At 33.5% G+C, this 24,921-nt stretch carries 15 protein-coding genes; all 15 read right to left on the reverse strand.

The genetic code is table 11. The features are described 5' to 3' along the window. Positions 1-135: 135 nt before the first annotated feature. The gene (locus tag ACYX4H_RS01175) at positions 136-2,670 is read right to left on the reverse strand and encodes a glycoside hydrolase family 2 TIM barrel-domain containing protein (RefSeq protein ID WP_476237391.1); all 2,535 of its coding nucleotides are present in this window, start codon (positions 2,668-2,670) and stop codon (positions 136-138) included. Between the two features lie 137 nt (positions 2,671-2,807). Next, a complete protein-coding gene (locus ACYX4H_RS01180; RefSeq protein ID WP_476237392.1) occupies positions 2,808-4,718 on the reverse strand; it encodes a CRTAC1 family protein in 1,911 nt (636 codons plus the stop codon). Positions 4,719-4,945: 227 nt separating this feature from the next. Continuing rightward, positions 4,946-6,643 carry a RagB/SusD family nutrient uptake outer membrane protein gene (locus ACYX4H_RS01185; RefSeq protein WP_476237393.1) on the reverse strand — a complete coding sequence of 566 codons (1,698 nt, stop codon included), beginning with the start codon at positions 6,641-6,643 and terminating at the stop codon, positions 4,946-4,948. A gap of 10 nt (positions 6,644-6,653) precedes the next feature. Then, on the reverse strand, positions 6,654-9,848 hold the full coding sequence (locus ACYX4H_RS01190) for a SusC/RagA family TonB-linked outer membrane protein (protein ID WP_476237394.1): 3,195 nt from the start codon (positions 9,846-9,848) through the stop codon (positions 6,654-6,656). A gap of 316 nt (positions 9,849-10,164) precedes the next feature. Then, entirely contained in the window at positions 10,165-12,144 is a 1,980-nt protein-coding gene (locus ACYX4H_RS01195) for a glycoside hydrolase family 127 protein (RefSeq protein ID WP_476237395.1), read from the reverse strand. Between the two features lie 35 nt (positions 12,145-12,179). Continuing rightward, positions 12,180-13,601, reverse strand: a complete 1,422-nt coding sequence (locus ACYX4H_RS01200) for a sulfatase (RefSeq protein ID WP_476237396.1) — start codon at positions 13,599-13,601, stop codon at positions 12,180-12,182. 116 nt (positions 13,602-13,717) lie between these two features. Next, positions 13,718-15,496 carry an arylsulfatase gene (locus ACYX4H_RS01205; RefSeq protein WP_476237397.1) on the reverse strand — a complete coding sequence of 593 codons (1,779 nt, stop codon included), beginning with the start codon at positions 15,494-15,496 and terminating at the stop codon, positions 13,718-13,720. Between the two features lie 24 nt (positions 15,497-15,520). Continuing rightward, positions 15,521-16,681 carry a mandelate racemase/muconate lactonizing enzyme family protein gene (locus ACYX4H_RS01210; RefSeq protein WP_476237398.1) on the reverse strand — a complete coding sequence of 387 codons (1,161 nt, stop codon included), beginning with the start codon at positions 16,679-16,681 and terminating at the stop codon, positions 15,521-15,523. Between the two features lie 98 nt (positions 16,682-16,779). Continuing rightward, positions 16,780-18,339: an MFS transporter gene (locus ACYX4H_RS01215; RefSeq protein ID WP_476237399.1), complete on the reverse strand. Its 1,560-nt coding sequence runs from the start codon at positions 18,337-18,339 to the stop codon at positions 16,780-16,782. 56 nt (positions 18,340-18,395) lie between these two features. Continuing rightward, entirely contained in the window at positions 18,396-19,160 is a 765-nt protein-coding gene (locus ACYX4H_RS01220) for an HpcH/HpaI aldolase family protein (RefSeq protein WP_476237400.1), read from the reverse strand. Positions 19,161-19,163: 3 nt separating this feature from the next. After that, positions 19,164-20,618, reverse strand: a complete 1,455-nt coding sequence (locus ACYX4H_RS01225) for an NAD-dependent succinate-semialdehyde dehydrogenase (protein ID WP_476237401.1) — start codon at positions 20,616-20,618, stop codon at positions 19,164-19,166. A 10-nt stretch (positions 20,619-20,628) separates the two neighbouring features. Beyond that, positions 20,629-21,780 (reverse strand): mandelate racemase/muconate lactonizing enzyme family protein, encoded by a 1,152-nt coding sequence (locus tag ACYX4H_RS01230; protein ID WP_476237402.1) that lies wholly within the window; start codon positions 21,778-21,780, stop codon positions 20,629-20,631. Between the two features lie 232 nt (positions 21,781-22,012). Next, positions 22,013-23,482, reverse strand: coding sequence for a sulfatase-like hydrolase/transferase (locus tag ACYX4H_RS01235; RefSeq protein ID WP_476237403.1), 1,470 nt, complete (start codon positions 23,480-23,482; stop codon positions 22,013-22,015). 16 nt (positions 23,483-23,498) lie between these two features. Continuing rightward, positions 23,499-23,837, reverse strand: coding sequence for a hypothetical protein (locus ACYX4H_RS01240; RefSeq protein ID WP_476237404.1), 339 nt, complete (start codon positions 23,835-23,837; stop codon positions 23,499-23,501). Positions 23,838-23,882: 45 nt separating this feature from the next. Next, positions 23,883-24,887, reverse strand: coding sequence for a family 16 glycosylhydrolase (locus tag ACYX4H_RS01245; protein ID WP_476237405.1), 1,005 nt, complete (start codon positions 24,885-24,887; stop codon positions 23,883-23,885). Positions 24,888-24,921: the final 34 nt, after the last annotated feature.

The raw sequence follows: 24,921 nt of genomic DNA on the forward strand, positions 1-24,921 counted from the left end.
TTATTAAATATACATCCTTCAAATTACGAAAAAATAACCCCTTAAAACAGTGCTTTAGTTACCTTAAGCTTATATTATTTTAACTTGTTTTGTTACAATTTTGGTTTTAATTAAAAGTTATAACAAAACAAACCACTACTTTATTTGTAATATTACTTCTTGTGTTTCAAAACCATCAGATTTAGCTTTTACCTTTATAGTACCTGGTTTTAAATTAGATTGCAAAATCATTAACGCTCTACCTTTTGCACTTGTTAAACTATTAGATTTAAAATCTTGAACATTACTCCTAGCGCCATTATCTACACCTAAAACTCTTGCATCACCCTCAACTTCAAATTCAAATTTTGCATTTTCTGTTTTAACAGGCAAACCATCTTTATCAACCAATTGAACCACAAAATGAGAAACATCGTACCCATCAGCCTTTAACGTAGTTTTATCTGCAGTTAAAGTGAAACCTACTGGTTTTGATGTTGTTTTTAATTGAGCTGTAACTTTTTGTGAACCAAAACCTGCTTTTGCTGTTAACGTGCCAGCTTCAAAAGGAATAGTCCAACGGAATAATCTATCAGGACTTTCAGACATGCTTCTACTACCAAGTGAACGACCATTTAAAAATAACTCTACAATAGAGTAATTAGAACACACTTCTACAACTACCTGTTCACCTTCTTCATAATTCCAATGCATGTTAGAGTCTCTCCATTTGTAAGCGCTACTATTTTCTGGCAGCTGCTGCCCAGAAATTCCTGTTTGTTTAAAGCCTGATTTTGCAACTGGCAAAGTACCTATTGAAATATGAGGTTCATCTACCCAAATGCTTTTAAAATAATTCCAACCTTGGTATTTAAAACCAGCTAAATCTAATAAATCTCCCCAACCGCTTTTTTCAGGCCAATCACCATCGCGCTCACCCATATAATCAATACCTGTCCACATAAAAATACTGAACACGCCTGGGTTTTCAAGTACCTGTTTCCAGTCATCCCAAGTTCCTGGGTTTTCGTTTATGGTTATATGTCTATCTGGCCAGTGTTTATTAGCCCAAGCAATATCTAAATTTCTGTAGCTAAAACCAGAAATATCAACAGCATCGGCATAGCCACTAACCATACTTGTTTGAGGCACTACCATGTTGGTTGTTACAACTCTGGTTGGATCTAAAGCTCTGGTCCATTTAGCTAACTTATGGGCTGTTTCTGTTAAAATATGCTCACCTTTTTTAGCGGCATCATAATTAGCTTTAATTTCTTCGGGTGATAAAATTGGCGCACTACCCCAATAACCACCGGCTGCTTGAGGGTTGTTAGGATCTTTCCAGAAACCGGTATCATACCTGTAGTGTAAATATGTCCATTCAATTTCATTACCAATACTCCATTGAAATACAGAAGGGTGATTTCTATCGCGCAGCATGGTACGAGTTAAATCGCTTTTTGCCCATTTTTGAAAATGTTCAACATAACCGCGTGTAATGTAATCTGTGTTTCTATCGTGATAATTTTTACGCTTATCTTTTGCGTAATCCCATTCATCAAAAAATTCATTTTGAACCAATATTCCCATTTCATCACATAACTCTAAAAATTCTTCAGAATATGGGTTGTGTGCGGTTCTAATGGCATTTACACCACAAGCTTGTAATGCCTCTAAACGACGTTTCCAAACACCTTTAGGAACAGCTGCCCCTACTAAACCAGCTGCATGATGTATGCATACACCTTTAACCAATGTGGGTTCTTCATTTAAATAAAAGCCAGATTTGGCATCAAAACGTAAACTTCTAATACCAAAAGGTGTTGTGTATGTATCTATTATTTCGTTTTTATGAATAATATTTGTTACCGCCTTGTACATGTTTGGGTTTTTTGTGTCCCAAAGTTTTGGATTTAAAACAGTAAAATCTTGAACAAACACTTGTTTATTATTACCTTTTAAAGATAGTTTATCTTCTTTTTTAGCGACTTCGTTTCCTTTATTATCAACAATTTTAGTAACTAAAGTAAATTTGCTTTTTTTAGACGACTGATTATTAACAGTAGTTTCTAAATTAATAGTAGCTTTTTCTTTAGTTGCTATTGGTGTTTTTATAAATGTACCCCAAACAGGTATGTGTAGTTTATTAACCGTAATTAGTTTTACGTTACGATAAATACCACCGCCTGTATACCAACGTGCATCTGCATATCTTGAGTGATCTACGTGTACGGTTAAAATATTCTCTGAATTTTTACTTAAATATGGTGTTAAATCAAAATACACCGGCGAATATCCATACGGGTTTTCACCTAATTTTTTTCCATTTAACCAAAATGTGGCATTATTGTAAACGCCATCAAATAATACGTAAACACTTTTATTTTCTGTACTTCCTGATAGTTTGAAGTGCTTTTGATACAAGCCAACACCACCTGGTAAATATCCTGTACAACCTTCAAATGCTTCACTAAAAGATTGCTCTACACCAAAATCATGTGGTAATCTAATATCACGCCAATTAGCATCGGCTAATGGAACTGTTGTTGGAAGGGTTGTATCATCTTGTAAATGAAATTTCCAATTAAAATTAAAATCTGTTTCTCTGTTATTGACACTTATTGTTTCTTGTGCTGAAACAAAAAGACAAAAACCAAATAAGAAAAATGTGAGTAAAATACGCTTGTTCATTACATAGTTTAGTTTAAGAACATGCAATTTAATTAAGATTTAGCATATTCTACCACTACCTATATAAAAAAAAACATTGTCTAGTTTATGTATAGTGCTTTTAGACAGTTTTGATTTTAATAAACATGTTTAATTTATCATTTGTTACCTAAAAAAAGCGTTTTGTTTGCTGAATTAACTGTTTTGTTTACTATTTCTCCGTTTGTCCAGATGATTTTTACTTTTACAGTTTTACTACATTTAGAAAGACCAAAATGCACTAAGTTATTATGCCCTTGAGAGTATTGTGAATTTGTTGAGCCAACTCTATATGTTTGCTTTACTCCACAAGAAGACAACTCAACTTTTGCACCTAACGGAGATGCATTATTTTTTGGAGATTTACCAACTAAAACATTAATAAAGCTATTGTTTGAATTTTTATTTTTTTGATTTTGAAACAAGTGCCACTTACCACGTTCATTACCAAGTACTACATCTACAAACCCATCTTGGTTATAATCTATAACCTCAACAGCCATACCTAAGGCGCCTAAATCTTTAGTTACAATACCATGTTTTTGTTGTAAATGGAAACCTTCATCTTTTGTATTTACATATAATAGTGCTTCGTTTTTATAAACCAACTCACCCCTTCTAATTATTAAAATATCTTTTAAACCATCATTATTAAAATCTGCTACTGCACTGGCCACTGAGTGATCTTTAGTTAGGTTTTTTAATTTATGTGATGCATCTTTAAAAGTACCTTTTTTATTTTCTAAAAGTATATTTTTAAACCCTTCATTATGCTTGTATTTTTTGTAATTAGATACATTGTGAACAACACCTGTTGAAGGTGCCCATAAATAACCAGCTATACGCCATTTTTTATTTCCAACATAACCAATGTACCAGCCTTTTTTTTGCTTATAATCTTGGTTATCTGGAAAGCCTAACGCATTACTATTTACCAGTTTTATGTTTTTACCAGAATGTGTTTCTCCTTCAAATTCATAACTATAACCTGTTTCTCCTAAAAAGTAGGTATCATTATTTGGCCATTGTGATTGCATGTTTTCAAGTTGTAAAACATCGCCTGTTTGAAAATCATCAAACTTAAATTCTCCGCGTGTTGTAAAAAAGCCTACTGTTTTTTCGGTTTCATTATAAAATGTTTCACCTTTTTCAAATTCATTTTTTCCTCTGGTTATAAACAAATCAAAATCACCATCATTATCAAAATCTATTTCGCTTATACTTGTAGTTTCTTCCACATCAAAAGGAAAAACACTTTTTGTAACTTCGTTATATGTTAAATTGCCATTGCCTTTAAAAGCTTTTGTTTTTCCTTGCCCGTATAAAATAATATCAAAAATATTATCATTATTAAAATCTGTTACCAGTGTTTTTTGTCCGTTACCTTTTGCTGCTGGTAGTTTAGATTTCAAAATTAAATTACCGTCACCATCATTTTCATAAATATAATTTTCGCTTGCTTTAGTTGCCCCCATAATTGACGCATCTAAACTTGGGAATGCGAAGTTTAACAAATCTAAATACCCATTATTATTACCATCAATAAATTTTACGGTGCGCCCACGCATTAAGGCTAATGGTTCTTTAAAATCTGGCAAAGGAACAAATTCACGCCCCACCACGCGGTACATTTTAGAATTTCTTGCGTTGCTGCCGGAGCCACCACCACGAGACATAATAACTTCTAAATGACCGTCTTTATCAAAATCTGCAATTGAAACACCGTGTAAATCGCCCATAATAATATCATATGGTTTGGCAAATTTACCCTTGTTGTTCCATTGTACTTGTATACCAAAGCCATGATCATTTATTAATAAATCTTGGTAACCATCTTGATCTAAATCTGCCACAACAGGCGCGTCCCATTTGCGTAAGTTTTTTTCTTGTCTTGGATAGTTTTTATCTTCTGAAAACACTATTGAATTATTGCTTTCAGAAATATTTTGAGCGGTTGTTTTAGTAGAAACTGCTATTAAAAAAAGTAGAACGGTTAATAGATGAAAAACTGGTTTTTGAATATGACTCATGTTTTAATTTTTGTCTTCTGAAAGTTTTAAAATAAGATGAATTTCAAAATAACTATTTTTTAAAAAAAATCTTGTATAAAAATTTACCTTATGCTTGCGCTATTTTATCAATTTAACATTGCATTAAATAAAAAAACTGAGAACTTTCGTTCTCAGTTTCCTATCTAAACTAAACTAAACTAAACAATATGATTTATGAATTAATTACATGAACCACAGTTTAAATTTTAATACCCATCATTTTGAATAAGGGCAGGTGCTTTATCTATTTCTAATTGTGGTATTGGTAAATAGTAGTGCTTGTTAAACCAAGGCCTGTTTATTACTGTATACTCTTCATGCACCAAGTTACCACTAGCATCTTTGGTCCATTTTAAACCTTTAATATCAAAGCCTAAATTATCAGGATTCATCCAACGTCTTTCATCAAAAAAGTTGTGTCTTTCAAAACATAACTCTATACGTCTTTCTCTTTTTATGGCTTCTTTTAAAGCATCGCCACTAGATGTGATTTCAGGTTGTAATGCTCTAGTTGACACTCTATTTAAATACGTTCTTGCAATACCATCATTACCCAATTCTGCATTAGCTTCGGCATAGTTTAAGTAAACTTCTGCTAACCTGTAAAGTATGTAAGGGCGCGCCGGTGACAAATCTGTTAAACCAACACTTTCATCATGAAACTTACGAATATTATATCCTGTTTTTGATGAGTGCAATACGTTACCTAAACCTCTAGGAGAATCTAAACCATCATTCACTTCGTTTACATCTAAAGCATAATCTACAGCTCTACCTCTAAACATTGCTCCTTGATAATTTAAGTTTGCATAATAACGCATTTCTCTATTATCATTTGGATTTGCAGGGTCATAGGTTGCGCCGCTAGTGGTTGTTCCATCGGCCATATTAAATTCTAATGCAAAATTGTGTGTTGGTGATGATAACGCCCAACCACCGTAACCACTAGGTGCTTGTGTTTGGTTTGGTAAAGAATTTACATCTAAACCAAAATCATAAAACTCACCAAATGGTCTTGCAAAAAGTATATCTTGATTAGCTTGTAGAAATAGTTTCCTGTAATCTTCTGCGTTATTAACAGCAATTAAATCTCTATCACCAACCATATCAATTACTTCTTTAGCAGCATTGGCAGCGTCTTGCCATTTTGTTGCTTTTGTATAATCATATAATGGGCCACTTGGCTCTGTGTTAGGGTCATGCAACTTACTAGCTGCATATAATAACGTACGTGATTTTACAGCTAAAGCAGCTAGAGCTGTAGCTCTACCAAATCCTGCAGCATCTCTTGTTGTTGGCAAAACTGCTGCGGCTTCATCTAATTCTGCTACAATAAAATCTACACATTCTTCATAGGTGCTTCTTGGTATATTAAAATCATCATTTAATCCTAACGCCTTGTCTAATAAAGGTACACCACCATATAGTGCTATTAATTTTGAATAGATGTTGGCACGAAGAAATTTCATTTCTGCTTTTAAAACATTTACCTTATCAGGATTTTGTTCCATAGCACCACTATTATCTACTCTATCTAAAAATTCATTTATTTCTCTAATAAACTGATAATAGTCTCTCCATTTATTTCTAAAATCGCCATCATTTAAAGAATTCCAACCATTAGCTCTTAGGCGTAACCTATCTAAATCTCTAAAATTAAATTTGGCTTCAAAAGATCCTACTTCTAAATTATACCTTCTTGCCCACCAAATGGTTTTATTTAAGCCCCAACTCTCGGTACTGTTGTAAGCAGAATATACAAGTCTTTCAACCTGATCTGGGTCATTATACACTAAATCTTCTCCAAAGGCATCAAGTGCAGTTGTATCTAAAACATCATCACAACTTGTAAATGTTATACAAGCAGTAATAATACAAACTATAATTAGCTTTATATTTTTCATACTGTTTTTTTTAAAAATTGAAATTAACCCCAAACGTATACATCTTTAATGATGGATAAGTTGCATCTCTAAAATTGTTATAACCTGTAGCCTCTGGATCTAAGCCTAAATCTGCTATATCAGAGAACATTGTTAACAAGTTAAACCCTCTAGCAAATAATTTTATGCTAGCAAACTTAGCTACCTCTTTAGGTATTGTATAACCTATTTCTACTTCTTTTAACCTTAAGAAAGATGCATCATGCAACCATAAATCTGCACCCTGAAAGTTATCTGGATTACCGCTTTGGTTACCGCTATAAGTATCATTTAAACCAAAGGCTCTTGGGTATCTTGAGTTTCGGTTATTAGGCGTCCATCTTTGGTCAAAAACGTATGTTGGTTTTGCTCCATTTTGATCAAAAAACACTAAGGCTTCAGCTTTAGCTTGCCCTTGTAGTAACATGTTAAAGTTCCAGTTTTTGTAGTTAAAGCCACCTGAGATACCGTATTGAATTTCAGGAATATTAGATATTGATTTTCTTACTCTATCTTTATCATCAATAACATCATCACCGTTAGTATCAACATAAATAGGTTCTCCTTCTACAGTTCCTGCTAACTTAACTGGTGTAGCATCAACTTGGGCTTGGTCTCTAAAAATTCCATTAGTTGGGTATACTACATAAGAACCTATTGGGCTGCCTTCAAGTTTTAAAGCATCAGGAACATTATCGGGTTGTGGGAATGTTTTAATTTCGTTTTTAGCCTGTGTAAAATTGAAGCCTAAGTTGTAGCTAAAATTATCATTTACTTGGTCTGCCCAACCTAAAGTAAGCTCTAAACCGTGGCTATCTACACGACCAAGGTTTTCATCTGGAAACCTAATACCTGTAAAATCTGCAACGTTGCCTGTTCTTGGTATTAAGATATCTTCTCTTTTTTGTTTGAAGTAGTTAATATCTCCTGTTAATCTATTATTTAACATAGCAAAGCTTAACGCAAAATTGCTCATGTAAGCGGTTTCCCAAGTTACATTTGGGTTTGGCACGTTATCACTTCTAAAGCCATTAAATGTTACTCCTGTTTCACCAAAAACGTAATAGTTTGGTCTTGCTGTGTTAGGGTTTGTGTTACCATAAGAGTAGCGTGTTAAGAATTGAAATGGTTGAATTCTATCATTACCCATTACAGAGTAGCTTGCTCTTAGGTTTAAAGCATCAATCCATGATACATCTTTTAAAAAGTCTTTATTCAATGCCCATGAACCACCAATGCTGTAAAACGTATCAAACCTTTTACCCGGACCAAAATTACTAGAACCATCGCGTCTAACGGTTAATTCTAAATAATACTTAGAATCGAAATTATAAGCAAAAGACCCCAAATAACTTAATAAAGCACTTTCTGAAGCAGAACCGTTTGCTATAATGCCTTCAGAGCTTCCTGCGAATAAATACGGATGATCTGGTGTTGGGAAATCTATTTTTCTAGCCCAAAAGTTACTAGTTTCAGATGTTTGTTGTTCAAAACCAACAAATGTATTAACAGAATGCTTACCAAAGGTATTGTTGTATCTTAAGGTTGCATTTATTAATGTTTCATCAAATTTCCAGAAGTCTTCTCTTAACGTGCGTTGTTGCCCTCCTTGTTGCGAAAATCCTGTTTCTGGGTTGTAGTTACCTGTAACATCATCAAACCTATAAATAGTCCATGGTGTATACCAAGATTTTGTATTATTGTTCATGCGGCGTATCCCTACATAAGCATTAGCGCTTAAACCTTCGGTAATATCATCTAACTTCCAATCTAAAGCTATTCTTCCTCTTAAATCATTAGTATCTCTATCTAAAAAACCAGATTGACCACTAGACATTACTCTTGGGTTAGCACCGTTTTCACCACCCCAACCGTAAAGTCCGTTTGGATATTGACCAACTTCGGTAGGAAGATTGGTGTAAATGTGTTTATAAATAAAGCCAGCTTCTACACCAGGTTGCTCATCAACAGCAAATCTTCCTGAAAGGTCTACACTAACTTTTATGTCATCGGTTAATTTTACATCAAGATTAGATCTTACTTGTGTTTGTTTGAAATTTAAATCGCCTGATGCAAAAATACCCTGCCTATCAATAAAATCACCACTAACAAAGTAGCTTGTTTTTTCGCTTCCACCAGAAATAGATATAGAACTACGTGTTTCTGGTGATGAATTTGCAAATGTTAAATCTGCCCAATCTGTACTAACCCCAGCGCCCGATGCGAATTCATTAATTTGATTTTGTGTAAAAGGCAAAGTAGTACCGTTTCTTTCGGCTATTTCATTTTCATAAATAGCATACTGCTCTGAGTCCATTAAATCTGGCGTTACAGAAAATGACGACAAACTATAAGAGGTAGATAAGCTTACCTTTGGCTTACCAGATTTACCTCTTTTTGTGGTTACAATAATAACACCATTTGCAGCTCTGTTACCATAAATAGCGGCAGCACCATCTTTTAAAACACTTACAGATGCAATGTCTTGTGGTGCAAGTTGGTTAAATGTACCAAAGCCAGATTGTACACCATCAATTAATATAAGTGGTTGGTTATTATTTAATGTTGAAACACCTCTAATTAATAAAGAAAAATCATTAGAACCAGGATAACCACCTCTATCTGAAACTACTAAACCTGATACTCTACCAGATAATGATTTTGCCACATCTCTATTTGATGTATTTTCAATATCTTTTGATTTTACGGTACTAACAGAGCCTGTTAACTCACCACGTTTACGCGTGGTATAACCTATAACAACTATTTCATCTAAACCAGCTATATCTTCTTCTAAAGTTACATTAAGTGTTGTGTTATTTCCAACAACAACTTCTTTTGATTTAAAACCTAAAAAAGAAAAGACTAATGTTGCGTTTTTATCAACAGAAATTGAATAATTACCATCAAAATCTGTTTGTGTTCCTTGTGTTGTACCTTTAATAACAATATTTACACCCGGAAGTGGCCCTGAAGCATCAGAAACTGTTCCGCTAACTGTAAGTTGTTGTAGTTCTATTTTTGTTTTTGAAGACGCTTTATCTTCTATTGTATTTGCATTTAATTGAAGAACGGCTAAAGCAAATACAAATAGCGTAAGTTTGAGTTTAAAATCAAACCTAGAAAAGCAAGACATTTGATATGCTAAATAAGACATATGAGGCCCTGCATGAGCTTGAATTTTCATATTTTTGAGTTGAATTTGTGGTTAAATTTTTTAATTTAATCATTTAAACTAGCCAGAAGATGCTCCAACATTTTCTGGTTTTTTTATTTAAATGCTTTGTCTGAAAAAAAAGTTGAGAAGTGTTTATGCCATGGTGTTAATAATTTAGTTTGTTTTACTTAGTTTGTTAGTGTAAGAAATTAGGTTACAATAGTATAACCTTAATACAAAGTAAGAAATTATAGAGTGCTATTTATTAAAAAAAATTACCCTTAACTAGTATTATTTTATCAATTAAACACTAATTAAGGGTAAATTTTATTAAGCCATTAAATATTTACCAAACAACGGGCATAAATACAGTCATTTCTGCTTGCCCTCTATTGCTCCAAGCAAAGTATGGTACTAATTGTGTTTTATACGAAGTTAGTACTGGTTTGGTAATAACTTGATACATTTCGTCATTTTTATCTTTTCTTAATTGCAACTCTGTATTAATTACTGTAACTCCACCTAAGAAATCTGGCTTATGTTCTGCAACTAATTCTGCATCTCCTTTAATGTAAACATCTAAAATAGATACATCTTTTGGTAAATCTGGCGTTTCAATACAATATACAATTGGTCCTCGTTTTACAGCTATTTGGTTTCTAGTTTCTTCAATTCTGTTGTGTCCTTCAATTAATTTAATGTCCATTGGCATATCTAACACAATTGAGTCTCCTACTTTCCATTCTCTATTGATAACTGCAAAAGTTCCAGGTACTATTTCAATACCTGTATCTTCTCCATTTACTTTTAAAGTACTACCAACTGCCCATTTAGGAATTCTTACTTTAATATCAAAAGCTTCAGCTTTACATTCGTCTACAGTAATTTTCACAATACCTTTCCAAGGATAATCTGTGTCTTGAGTTAACTTGATAGCAGATCCATCTAATAAATTAGTATTTAAAGTATTACCTCCAAATAACACAACTGCTACCCCATTTTCAGATAAGGTATACGCCCAACCTGAACTTTTACAAATAGTTCTTACTAAGTTAGGAGGACAACAAAAACATTCTAAATATGGTTGTCTTACAGGACTCTCCGTAACGTCTGCATGCGCTTCGTAATCTCTAGATCCATTTACCATTCTTAATGGATTAGAGTAAAAATACTCTTTACCATCAATACTAATTCCTGATAAACCACTATTGAATAATACTAATTCAATAATATCTGCGTAACGTGATTCTTCTTTTAAGGCCATCATTCTGTTACTAAACATGGCATTACAAAGGTTTGCGCACGTTTCATTATAGGCCGTCATATTGGGCATCATGTAGGCATCAATAAATCCTTCTTCTATCATATCTAAGCTTGTAGATGCGCCGTAATGTGCTTGCCCTACTGCTCCGGTAACATACATTTTTTTACCTGTAACGTTTTCCCATAATCTATCTAAAGCTTCAATTAAAGCTTTTTCTCCTGTTTCGGCATAAACGTCGGCAGCTCCTGCGTAGTAATATAATGCTAACACCGCATGCCCCACAGCTTCTTTAGCCTCTCTTAAAGCTGTACGTTCTTGCACCATATCTCCAATAGGATATCCTTCAGTTGTTGAGTCGTGCTTAATTTCATAGGTACCTCTTCGGTTAATAAATTTTTCAGCTAATTTTAAATACTTTTTATCACCAACTGTTCTGTATAGCTCAACTAATCCCATAATTTGGGTTTGGTTAAACCCAAAACGTTGGTAATGTTTAGTATCTGGCATAAAGTAAACACACAACAAATCTGCTTGTTTTATAGCGATATCTAAAAAGTTACGTTGCCCTGTTAAACGGTAATGTACACTTGCTGCTATGAACAGGTGACCATAGTTATACATTTCATGATACTTTCTGTTTGAAAAACGCTCAGCACCTTCTGTTATTTGTATGTGTGTATGAATGTATCCATCTTCTTCTTGTGCTTTCCCTATCCATTCAATATATTCATCTAATTTCTTTAAAAGCTTTTCATCTTTGGTTAAAGCATAAATATACATACAAGACTCCATGTACTTGAAAAAGTCTCCATCATGCCAATAAAATCCTTTATGTTCTCCTTGTTTTGCTCCCGCCGCAATTTTAAAGTTGTTTAATCCATGACCTATATCTCCACATAAAACGTCTCCCATATACGGAACCATTATTTGAGCAGCTGCTTTTTCTTTATCTGCCCAAAACCCGTCTTTCCATCTACAGTCACCAAAATCAATGCTCTTTAATTTTACGTAGGGACTATTTACTGTATTAGTTATAGCTCTTGTATGCTTTTTATTATCCATTTCTATTATGAATTTAGATGTATTTAAAATTTGTTTTAATCGTATTTCTTCATGTATTCTTTAACTAACTCTGGGTTTCTAAACCAGTCCATTCTGTTAGTATCGTATTTTTCAAACTCTTGTTTTAGAGTCCACAAAGGACGCTCTAAAGTGAGCTCCCACTCCCATAATTTTTTAAACATGCTTTTTAAACGTTCTGGTTCTTGAGATGCTAGGTTGTTTTGTTCTGTTAAGTCTTTAGTTAAATCGTATAATTCGGCAGGTCTATCTGCAAAGCGAATTAATTTCCAATCGTTTTGTCTGTAAACGGCACGAACATCTTTTTTCCAGAATAAATCTTCGTGAGGTCTTGCTTTATTTTTTCCTGTAACATAAGGCAATAAGTTTACACCATCAATATCTATCAAATCATTTACATTACCACCAGCTGCCGCGTAAAATGTGGGCAATAAATCAAAAGTACTTACAGGATAATTGTATACCGTACCTGCTTTAAGTGTTTTTGGCCATTTTATTAAGTATGGCACTCTAAAACCTCCTTCAAGATGGTTAGATTTTGTACCACTTAATGGTAAATTAATTGATGCATTTTTATCTGTTGGACCACCATTATCGTTAGAAAATACAATAATTGTATTATCATCTAAACCTAATTCTTTTAATTTATTCATTACATTTCCACAAGCTCTATCAAGTGCCAAAGTCATAGCTGCAACTTCTTTACGCTTTCCGTTTAAATGTGGAAATTTATCAAGATCTTCTTGTGTGGCTTCCATTGGTGTATGGACTGCGTTAAATGCTAAATAAATAAAGAAAGGTTTATCTTTATGTCTTTCTATAAAAGAAATGGCTTCGTTTGCAAAAGCATCAGTTGCGTATGTTGTGGGCTCTTCAAAATTACCAAAATTACGTTCCATTTTATTGTCATGGTGTACGCCTTTAAAATCTTTTATTGGAAAATAGCTTCTTCCACCACCTCTAAAACCATAAAACTCATCGAAACCTCTATTTAAAGGATGAAAACGATCTGCATTTCCTAAATGCCATTTCCCGAACATTGCGTTGGTATAACCAAGTTTTTTTAAATAATCTGCCATGGTTACTTGGTCTGTTGGTAAGCCCATATCATCACCTAAAAGCTTAGAGTTTTTGCTCATGTAACCTGGCACATTTATTTCCTGATAACCAAACCGTTGTTGATATTTTCCTGTCATTAAACCTGCTCTTGAAGGGCCACATACAGCATCAGTAACATAGCCTTGTGTAAAACGCACGCCTTGATTAGCAAGTTTATCTAGATTAGGCGTTTTCATGATTTTACTACCGTGAAAACCGAAATCTCCATAACCGGCATCATCAGCAAACAAAAAGATAATATTAGGTTTTTCTTGAGCTTTTACTGGAGATTTACACGACACCAATAAGGTTAATACTAAAAGAAGCTTGAATGTTTTCATAAATAAAAAATTAGCTTAAAACAATTAAAAAGATTAGTTCTATTAAAATATAAAATTAATTGCTTTTAAGTTGAAAAATCTAGTGTTAAGTATCCTAAACTAAAACTTTTTTATCTTTATTTTACACGATTTACATCAACAAAGTGTGGCCCCACCGCTAACCTTTCTACTTTCACATATGCATGTAAATTCCCTATAGCCTCAGGAAATTCAACATTTTTAAATATAATTTGTTTCTGTCCTTTTTTAATTGGTAATTTTAAATGAAGCTTATTGTATTTTAAATGCGCAAAACCATCTTTGTTTATTTCGGGCAAATCTAAAGATACATTATAAACTCCTTTTAAAGTTTTAACCCTCCAATATCCTAGTTGATTGTCTTCTATAACTCTAGGACCGCCATAATCAAAACGAGAGATAACACGAGGCCCACCCCAATCAAATCTTGATAAATTAACATTTGGTTGTTCTTTTGTTCCTAAGAATATGCGCTGAATGCCTTTAGCATCTCTTTCTTCTGTTACTTCATCAAACCAATTTTCATAGCGTTCTAACATAGCATCAACAACTTCGGGATGCTTTTTAGCTATATTTATTCTTTCGCTAGGGTCATTTTCAACATCGTATAATTCTAAATTCTTTAAAACATTTTTTAAAACAAAATCTGTTGGTTGATGTACAATTCCATGAGGAAAATCATGCGGACTAACCAATTTGTATTTATCTGTTCTTACAGCAAAATGCATGTATTTAAATGGTGTTGGCCCATAATGCATTTGCACATAAAAGTCTCTATTAATTAAAGCCTCTGAATTTCCATTTAACCAAAGTGATAATAGCGACTTCCCATCAACCTTTAAGTCTTTGGGTAATTTTGATTTTGTAGCTTCTATGATAGTTGGAAAAATATCAATGATAGCCCCCATGTTAGATAAGCTATTTGATGGTTTAATTTTATTGGGCCATCTTACATAAAAAGGCACTCTAATACCTGCATCATAAACACTGGTTTTGGTTCCTCTTAAATTGGCAACCCAACGCCCAGGGTACGAATCATTTTTAGTTCTTCTGTGTCTTGGTCCATTATCTGATAAGAAAATGACAATGGTATTTTCTTCAATACCTAATTCTTTAAGTTTATTTAGTACTCTTCCAACATTATAATCTATACTAGCAAGCATTCCATAGGTAAGTGCATTGTCTTCATGTAACCCCATTTTCCTGTATGGTTCGGCTAACCTATCTGGAACTTGTAAAGGAAAATGAGGTAGATTGGTTGCTAAATAAGCGAAAAACGGCGTTTCTCTGTTCTTTTCTATAAAGTTTAAAGTTGCTTCGGTAAAGATGTCGTCGCAATATCCATTATATGTTTTGGGCGTACCGTTATGCTCCAAAACAGGATCAAAATACGTGTTCCCTTTGGGACCTGCAGCTTGACCAATACCGCCTCCTCTATGAACTAAGGTTTCTTGAAATCCTTGATCTATTGGTCTCATAGGCATATTATCTCCCAAATGCCACTTTCCGAAAATCCCTGTTTTATATCCATTTTCTTCAAGCACTTCTGCAATAGTTACTTCTGATGTATTCATAAAATGATCTACCTGAGTTACAGCCGTTACTCCAGCTCTATACGGGTATCTTCCGGTTAATAAAGCCGCTCTTGAAGCAGAGCAGTTAGGATATGAAAAAAAATGAGACATTTCTATACCTTGTTCACCTAGAGTTTCTATTTGCGGTGTTTTAATATAAGGATTACCATGAGCACCAATATCTCCATAGCCTTGATCATCCGTCATCATAATAATGATATTAGGTTTTTCTTGTGCAGATATACTTTGAAATTGAGCAACAAATAGCGCAACTAATACAATTAAATAAAGTTGTGTTTTCATGTTAAAAATTTTATTTTATTGTGATTACCAATTGGTAAAAGACCCATCTTTTCTTATTAGGCGTGGTGTTTCAACAGGCTTAAATCCTTCCTTCAATGCTAATTCTTCATTAAACTCTATGCCCAATCCAGGTACGTTAGAAACTTTGTATCTATTTCCCTCTAATTTTGGTTGTTTTGTATAATAGTTAGCATCATCTAAACCAGGATTTTCAACTGGGGTATTCATTTCTTCTAACCAAGTAAAATTTGGAGAGGCAGCCGCCAAATGTATTGTTGCTGCAGTACAAATTGGCCCTATTGGATTATGAGGAAGTAAATCTATATAATGTGCTTCGGCCATATTTGCAACTTTTACAGCTTCTGTAATGCCGCCTACGTTGCACACATCAATTCTAGCAAATTGGGTAATATTTTTTTCTATGTATGGTAAAAACTGCCATTTACTTGCAAATTCTTCGCCTATTGCAAAGGGTACATTTACCATTTTTCTTAATTCTTGGTATACTTCTGGAGATTCATCTCTTATTGGTTCTTCAATAAAATCTAAAGTTCCTTCGGGCATCCTTTGTAAAAAGGAAACTGTTTCTTGAACTGATAATCTATGATGATAATCTAAACCAATGGTTGGTTTAAACCCAACTTCCTTTCTCAATTCTGTAATCCAATCTGCTATTATAGCAATAGATTCTCTAGGTTCAAAAGTAGAATTGTATTTTCCTTCTTCGTATTCTGCTGGGGCTAACCTTAGCATTTGCCAACCTTCCTTTATTAAAACTTTGGCACGTTCAATTAATTCTTCTTTAGAGCTAAAGCGAAGGGATGCAAAACACTCTACATAATCTCGTTGCTTTCCTCCTAGTAACTCATATACTGGCACCTCTAGAGCTTTTCCTTTAATATCATAAAGTGCAATATCAATGGCTGATATAGCAGCAGTTAAAACTCTACCTCCTTCAAAATATTGTCCTCTATATAAATCTTGCCAAATAGCACCAATTTGCATTGGATTTCTCCCAACTAACAAGGGTTTAAAATGATTAATAGCTCCAATAACGGCATATTCTCTTCCTGTAATACCAGAAGCCCCCCAACCATAAACCCCTATGTTGGTTTCAATTTTTATATTAAGCTGGCTTCTTCCTGCTATGTTTACTGGAAATACTTTAACGTCTGTTATTTTCATTTTAAACATTAATTAAATACATAACAAAATCTGTCAAAAAAACTTTTTTTGATTAATAGCAATACCTAAAACAGCTTATAGCTTATAAGTTTAGGTTTTTATTTTTGAAGTTTAGCTTGAATTTCTTCAATACTCAAACCTTTAGTTTCAATTAAGTATTTTGATAAAATAATCATACCCAAAAATACAGTTACAGCATAAAAAAGAAGTGTATTACTAATGCCAAAACTTGCCAATTGGGAAGGAAAAAACGCCTGAATTAACCAACTTGTAGTACTTGTTATAAATGTAAAAAACGGTATTGCAATACCCCTTATAGCATTGGGGAAAATTTCAGAAAACAACACCCACATTACTGGCCCTATAGAAAAATGGAAAGCAGCAATAAAACTTAAAATACCTATTAAAATTAATATGGCATTAATTTTAGCTGATTTTTGTATTAACAATCCTGAATATTGGCGTGCTTCATCTTCACCAATAGCATCAAAAAGGGCTTTTTTAAGTTCAATATCACTGCTGTATTGTATACCAATCATGCTTTGTAGCCTTTCAGGATTTTTAAATTCAGTCATTTCAGCCACGGCTTCTTCAGTAAGTGTGTAACTAGCTGTTTTAAATCCGTAATATGCTATTCCTAAACTTAAAACCACCCAAAGCATTCCGCCTAAAATCATGGGTTTTCTTCCTAATTTATCAACACAAACTAACCCTAAAATGGTAAACAACAAACCTGTTAAACCTGTCCAGATAGCTTGCATAAAAGCCGCATCTTTACCAAGGCCTATTTGCTCAAAAACTGTTGGTGCATAAAATAAAATAGCGTTTATACCAGAAGTTTGTTGGGCTATAGCAAGTGTAAAAGCTATTATAAAAACAACTCTATATTCTTTACTGAATATGCCTTTAAATTGCGCCCATACAGATCTATTATCTGTTTCTTGTAAACTTTTATCCATTTCAGCAATATGTCCATCAATTTCAGAAGCAGGCATTAATTTTACTAATGTTTTTTTAGCCTCATTAATTTTGCCTTTGAAAAATAACCACGATGGACTTTTTGGTACTACAAACAACAATACAAACCATATGATTGCTGGTATAATTTCAGAACCCAACATCCAACGCCATGTATTTTCATTTAAACCTAAATCTGTTGCCCAATTATTACCAGTTGTTGACCATTGTAATATTAAATAATTGATGAAATAAGCTCCAGATAAACCAATTACTATATTAATTTGTATCATGGTTACCAACTTACCTCTTAACTTTGGAGGTGCTATTTCACCAATATACATTGATGCTAATGATATTGATGTAAAGGCTAAACCACCTAAAAACCTGAATGATAAAAGCGTCCAGTAATCTGGTGCTAATGTTGAACCTATAGCAGATACTACATATAAAGCCGCCACAATTTGCAGGGTAGTTTTTCTTCCTAATTTATCACATGAATAGCCCGCAAAAAGCAATGCTAAAATTACACCTAAAGCAGGTGCGCCAACTACCATACCTAGTTCAAATTCATTTAGACTAAATTCTTGCGAAATAAAATCCACCGTTCCAGATATTAATGCCGCATCTAACCCAAAAACGAAGCCGCCCATGGCTACAATAGTTGAATATATATAAGCTTTTCTTTTATACGAACCCATAATAATTAGTTTAAATAGTTTAGTTTAAGTTGAAGTGTGTTTAGTTTTTTAGTTTTTTAATTTTTTAATTTTGAAGTAATATCTTTAAAAGTATTCATTACAAGCCCAACATCAACTGAATAAGATATATATTGAACTCCAATATCTTTCCACATTTTTGCTTTCTCCGGAGATTCTGTAAATGTACCTAAAGCCTTTCCATGTTTTTTAGCAATTTCAACAGCATCTTTCATAGCGTTCACTACTTTAGGATTATTTACATCACCTGGAACACCACAAGACTGTGATAAATCATAAGGTCCTAAGAAAATAACATCAATACCATCTACCTTCACAATTTCAGTAAGGTTTTCAATACCTTCCATTCCTTCAATATGTACAATTGAAATAACCCAATCATTTGCTTTTCCAAAATGATCTTGCGGACCAATATTTGTATATTCTGCAGCTCTTACATACCTGCACATACCACGCTCACCTTTTGGATAAAACTTAATAGCTTTTACTACCTTATCGGCATCTGCTTTAGTACAAACCTGTGGCACTTGAATACACTTAACACCAATATCTAAAACTCTAAGAATTAATGTTTCAGAGTTTTCTGTAACTCTTACTACCGGTGTAATACCCTGTGCTTCTGCTGCTCTTACCATATTTTGAGCAGACTCTACACTAAAAGGGCCATGTTCCATATCAATAATAACAAAATCAAAGCCACTATGAGCTGCTATTTCTACTATTGCCGGATCTTGTAGTTTACAAAAAGGGCCAAATACAGTTTGACCCTCTTGTAGTTTATTTTGTAATAAATTTTGTTTCATGTTTTAGATTGCTGTTGTAACTCGTTTTTTAACTAAATAATCTTCTAAAGCTAAATGCGAACAATCATGACCAATGCCACTGTTTTTATATCCACCATGTGGCAAATAAATAGCGTACTTAACACCGTTAATTTGTACTTCTCCAAACTCTAACTCTTCAGTGAATTTCTCAATTCTCTTATGATCGTTTGTAAAAATATATGATGCTAAACCAAACTCAGTATCATTTGCCAATTCTAAAACTTCTTCGTCTGTTTCAAAAGGCATTATACCTGCAACGGGACCAAAAGTTTCTTGAGTAAATAATTTCATATCTGTTGTTATACCAGAAACTACTGTTGGCTCAATCCAGTTTCCTCCTTCAGGGAATCCTTCAGGAATTTTTCCTCCGTATTCTAAGGTTGCCCCTTTACTTACGGCATCATCAACAAGATCAAACATTCTATCTCTATCCTTTTTGCTCACCACAGGCCCCATGAAAACTTCAGGATTTTCCTTAATACCAAATCCTAATTTAATTTCAGAAGCTTTTTTCACATAAGCTTTTACAAATTTATCATAGATATTTTTATGTACAAATATTCTGTTAGCTGCGACACAAACTTGACCTGAATTTCCGAATCTTAAAGCTATTGCAAGTTCTAAAGCATTGTCAAAATCAGCATCTTCAAATACTATAAACGGTGCATTACCGCCTAATTCCATTCCAAACTTTTTTATAGATGTTGTACTATCTGCAATAACCTTTAAACCTGTTTGTGTAGATCCAATCATTGTTAAAACAGCGGGTATATGACTAGTGGTCATTGTTGTTGCTACCTCACTACTAGGTCCTGATAAAATATTTACAACACCTGCCGGAAAATTAATAGAATGCATTATCTCTCCAATCATATAAGCAGATAATGGCGATAAAGCTGAAGGCTTAATGATTAATGAACATCCTGCTGCTAAAGCCGGCCCTATTTTGTACCCTACATTTAACAATGGAAAATTCCAAGCTAAATACGCCACAGCAACACCTGCAGGTTTAGATATCATTTTATGAGCATGTGTATTGTCATGATCTGGTATCTGCTCTTCTCTTAAGTTTTGCATAGCATTAGGATACCACTCTAAAGCTTCTGTTAACCTATCTATATCTTCTTGTGATCCGGCATAGGTTTTACCCATTTCATGTACCATAGCTGTTCTTAAATCATGCTCCTTTTCTAGAATAGCATTTTTAAGTTTTAACATCCAATTAGTACGTTCTGCTAAAGACAGTTTAGACCAATACTTGAATCCTTTTTGAGCAGTTTCTAAAGCTTTTAACGCATCTTCCTTTCCTGCTCTTGCAACTTGAGCGATAACCTCCCCTGTGGCAGGACAAATAACATCATCTCTTTCTCCACTTGCGGCGTCAATTAATTCTCCGCCTATATATAATTTTTTGTATCCGAAATTTTGGGTTTTCATTGTTCCTTTTTTATACAATAATTTTTTTTGATTTTTTTTCTGAAAAACTTTCTAAAACATCTTCATCAACATCAATACCTAAACCTGGTCTTTTTGGTACTTCTATATATCCATCTTTCATTTCTATTGAAGGAAAGGTTAACTTTTCTCTAAGTCCGTTTTCAGTTTGATCGTATTCCATTAAGAAATCTGGTTGATACATTCTACCAGGAACAGATTCTATATTTGAAATAAAATGAAGCGCCACATGAATACCAATAGAAGTACCCCAAGTATGTGGAATTATGTCTACACCATTAGCACTTGCTAAAGCAGAAATTCGTTTAGCTTCGGTTAAGCCTCCACTTGCGCAAATATCTGGCTGAATAATATCAACTGATTTATTTTGAATTAACTGTTGAAATCCGAATCTTAAATATTCACACTCACCACCAGAAATTGGTATGGTTGTTTTTTGTCTTAATTCACTATACTGTTCATAAAACTCTGGAGATAAGGGCTCTTCAAACCAACCAATGTCATATTGTTCTATTTTTCGGGCCAACTCAGTAGCTTCACGTAATGTGTAAGCGTGATTAGAGTCTACCATTAATTTTATATCTGGCCCAATAACGCTTCGCATTTTAGCAACATTTTCAACATCGGCTTTAATACCTAAACCAACTTTCATTTTCATGGCTTTAAAACCTTGTGATATATATAGTCTAGCTTCTTCTTCAAAATCTCTTGAAGGGTTATTATGATCTGTAAAATAAAGCCCCGTAGCGTATGGCTGCACCCTATTTCTGTGTGCACCACCTAATAAGGTTGACACTGGTAAGCCTAGAATTTTACCTTTTAAATCCCATATTGCAATATCAATTGCACTCATTGAAGCAACTAAAATACCACGTCTGGCAAAGTCTAATGTTTTGCGGTACATTTTATTCCAGATTACTTCATTTTCAAGCGGGTTTTCTCCAACTACAAAAGGTTCCAACAGCTTTATTCCAGCTTCTAAAACTGGTGCAGGCCCGTAACCTTCTCCCCAACCATATGTACCATCGGTAGCTGTAACTTTAACTACACAAATACAACGCTCTGAATACTCCCACTGAGAAAAGAAAAAACTTTTAGATAGTTTATCCTTTAGTATAAAAGTTTCAATTTTTTCTATCACCATCTTAATAATTATTTACGTTTTGGGCTTTTGTAAATTATTATGCCCTTGTTTTAGTTGTTACTAAATTAAATTATATGTTAGTTTTAACAGCTCATTAATTTACCCTACAAGTAATCAATATTACCTCTTTTAATAGCATTTATTATATTATCTTGATGAAGATAGCAAAAAAACTATCCATTTTAAGCTTTAAAATACTTTTTAAAAGGTTTGAGTAAATTATACAATAACTTTAATTTAGCTTAAATGTTTCATTAAATCTAGGCATATTATCTGCTTGCCATTGTTGCCCTTCTTTTTCAATATGAAACCATAACGGTTGCTTGTGGCTTTGGCTCCAGGTTTTCCCTTCTTCTACTAAAGTTTTTAAAATTTCAGGATGTGTTTTGCTTACATCATTATTTTCACTTATATCTTTTTCAATATTGAAAAGCTGCCATGGCTTTTGGTATACCTTTAATGCTTTCCATTGGTTTTTTCTAATTGCTACATCACTAAAACCTTTTCTGTGGCGCATTATAAATAGCGGTTGATTTTTTCTTGGGTTTTCGTCTTTTAAAAAGTGACTCCAAAAGTTTACTCCATCTAAAGCTTTATCTTCGGGTATTTTGGCATTAGCTAAATGTGCAAATGTTGGATAAAAATCTAAAGCTGAAATTGGGTAACTGTATGTTTTTCCTTCAGGCACCACGTTTGGCCAGTGTAAAAACATTGGTACACGGAAACCGCCTTCAAAAGCACTACCTTTACCTTCTTTTAAAGGATAATTATTGGCTCCAGCCACTGTTTTACCTCCATTATCACTCAAAAACACTATAAGTGTGTTTTCAAATTGATTAGTTTGTTTTAATTTTTCAACAATTTTACCCACACCTCTATCTACAGCATAAACCATAGCTGCATAAGTACGTCTTTTTTTATCTTTTATATTTTGAAACAATTTTAAATCTTCTTCTTTAGCTTCTAAAGGCGTGTGAGGCGCGTTGTAAGATAAATACATAAAAAACGGCTTATCTTTTTTTGTAGCATCATCAATAAAACGGATGGTTTCTCTTGATAAAGCATCGGTAACATACGCTGTTTCATCAACCTCATTTCCGTTATGTTCTAACGGACGAAGGTAATCCCAAATAAAGTCTTGTCCATTAGCTTTTTGCCTATTGTAGGCCTCTTTAAATTGCTTAGGAAAATACTTGTGGCCTCCACCAAGAAAACCGTAAAAATCATCAAAACCTCTAGTGTTTGGGTGATACTCTGTTTGAAAACCTAAATGCCATTTACCCATTACTCCCGTGTAATAGCCGGCTTGTTGCAATACCTTACTTATATAGGTTTCACTAACATCAACACCTTTAGTTTCATCACCTTCAGTAGGTAAATTAAACTGTGCGCCAATTTTATGTGCGTATCTACCTGTTAACAAACTAGCTCTACTAGGTCCGCAAAATGGATGTGCCACATAGGCATCATTAAAAATAGTTCCTTTAGCTGCTAGGGCATCTATATTTGGGGTTTTAATGTCTTTTGAGCCATTAAAACCAACATCAGCATATCCTAAATCATCACATAAAACTAATAATATATTAGGCTTTTTTGGTGTTGATGTTTCAGTTTTTTCTGCATTGGTTTGCGCTTTACAATTAAACACAAACACCAACATTGACAATGCTGTAAGTTTTACAAAAACGGACACTTTTTTCATTTTTGAAATATGTTTTTTATTTAAGATTTTTTAATTCTTCGCGCATTTTTGTTAAAAAAGGCTGTAACTCTTTATAAGGTTTACCTGTTATATTTATCATTTTGCTGTGAAAATCTTTATTAAGCTGCTTTACTTTTTCTTTTTTTTCATCTGCATTTAATGCATTAACTTTTGAGTAACCAACAATAAGTGCTGTTCTGGCATTTAACAATTGTTCTTTCTTATCTGGATTTAAGTTATATATTTGAGCTGATGCTTCAACAAAATGATTTATAAGCTTTTGCTGCCATTTGTTCTGACCAAATGTTACTGTAGCTGTTAGCATAAATAATGCTATTATTAAAATGTTCTTCATAATTTAATTTTTTAAATGTTAATATTTAGTTTTAGTTACTTAACGTTATTGCTTTTGCCAAACTCTAACATATTCAATTTCAAAATCTACAACGCCATCATGTTTTTTATTTTCAGGGCTATGTGCCTCTAGTTCTTCTTTGCTTTTTGGGATGTCATTCCAAGGAAATATTTCCATATCTAACCATAAACTTATTGGCCTTGTAGCTACGTAACCATTATAATTTTCGGGTAAGGTTATTTTTTTTCTATTTTCTTTTACCCAAGCAGTTACCTCTTTGGCTGTAACTTTAGAAAATAGTTTACCGTCTATGTAATACTTAACGCCACTAGCATCCCACTCTATACCCCAAACGTGCCAATTATCTGCAATTTTAAAACCAACGTCTTTCTTTTCTGTATAAGTGGGTTTGCCTGTTACGGGTTTATCCCAATCTCTAATAGACCACCACAATTGGTTATCTAAATGCTTTTTTTTGGGGTTAATAGTACCACCATAGGTTTCAAAAAAATCAAACTCTAACCTATCACCCATAGACCAAAATGCGCTAGATACGGGAGCATCGGCTGCTTTACTTTTAATTTCAATGTAGCCGTATTTAAAAAATTTACGACCTATAAAACACGCTGTTGTTATGTTTTCATAAGGCAAAGCTTCACCAAATACGGGTTTTCTTATTTCATCACTAAACGGAAAATCTGGCTCCCAACGTGCTTCTAACTTAAGCTTACCATTTTCTAAGCGGTAATTTTTACCAGAAAATTGCGAAGGCGCTCTACCTTTCCAAACTTTTTTATTTGGGAAATCTGGGTGTTTATAAAAAGGCTTTCCGTCTTTAAACTTACCAACAATGTACCAACGATTTTCATCTATTTCATCTGCATCAAACTCGTCACTAACATCTGTATTTAAAACCCATTTGCCATTATTTTCTTGATCTGAAAATGGCAAAACTTGTTGTGCTGATAAATTTAATTTATTTACTGATTTACAACTTGTTATTAGTAATAATACGCTTGCTAACAACAGTGTTTTTCTCAAATTAATCATAAAAAAACGTTTTGTTTTAAAGTATACAAAACAA

It is taken from the genome of Seonamhaeicola sp. ABD4_340, from assembly GCF_056312135.1.

Bases quoted from the DNA above. Each gene is read 5' to 3' on its own strand.
- ACYX4H_RS01175 (WP_476237391.1), bottom strand. From the start codon at position 2,670: ATGAACAAGCGTATTTTACTCACATTTTTCTTATTTGGTTTTTGTCTT.
- ACYX4H_RS01180 (WP_476237392.1), bottom strand. From the start codon at position 4,718: ATGAGTCATATTCAAAAACCAGTTTTTCATCTATTAACCGTTCTACTT.
- ACYX4H_RS01185 (WP_476237393.1), bottom strand. From the start codon at position 6,643: ATGAAAAATATAAAGCTAATTATAGTTTGTATTATTACTGCTTGTATA.
- ACYX4H_RS01190 (WP_476237394.1), bottom strand. From the start codon at position 9,848: ATGAAAATTCAAGCTCATGCAGGGCCTCATATGTCTTATTTAGCATAT.
- ACYX4H_RS01195 (WP_476237395.1), bottom strand. From the start codon at position 12,144: ATGGATAATAAAAAGCATACAAGAGCTATAACTAATACAGTAAATAGT.
- ACYX4H_RS01200 (WP_476237396.1), bottom strand. From the start codon at position 13,601: ATGAAAACATTCAAGCTTCTTTTAGTATTAACCTTATTGGTGTCGTGT.
- ACYX4H_RS01205 (WP_476237397.1), bottom strand. From the start codon at position 15,496: ATGAAAACACAACTTTATTTAATTGTATTAGTTGCGCTATTTGTTGCT.
- ACYX4H_RS01210 (WP_476237398.1), bottom strand. From the start codon at position 16,681: ATGAAAATAACAGACGTTAAAGTATTTCCAGTAAACATAGCAGGAAGA.
- ACYX4H_RS01215 (WP_476237399.1), bottom strand. From the start codon at position 18,339: ATGGGTTCGTATAAAAGAAAAGCTTATATATATTCAACTATTGTAGCC.
- ACYX4H_RS01220 (WP_476237400.1), bottom strand. From the start codon at position 19,160: ATGAAACAAAATTTATTACAAAATAAACTACAAGAGGGTCAAACTGTA.
- ACYX4H_RS01225 (WP_476237401.1), bottom strand. From the start codon at position 20,618: ATGAAAACCCAAAATTTCGGATACAAAAAATTATATATAGGCGGAGAA.
- ACYX4H_RS01230 (WP_476237402.1), bottom strand. From the start codon at position 21,780: ATGGTGATAGAAAAAATTGAAACTTTTATACTAAAGGATAAACTATCT.
- ACYX4H_RS01235 (WP_476237403.1), bottom strand. From the start codon at position 23,482: ATGAAAAAAGTGTCCGTTTTTGTAAAACTTACAGCATTGTCAATGTTG.
- ACYX4H_RS01240 (WP_476237404.1), bottom strand. From the start codon at position 23,837: ATGAAGAACATTTTAATAATAGCATTATTTATGCTAACAGCTACAGTA.
- ACYX4H_RS01245 (WP_476237405.1), bottom strand. From the start codon at position 24,887: ATGATTAATTTGAGAAAAACACTGTTGTTAGCAAGCGTATTATTACTA.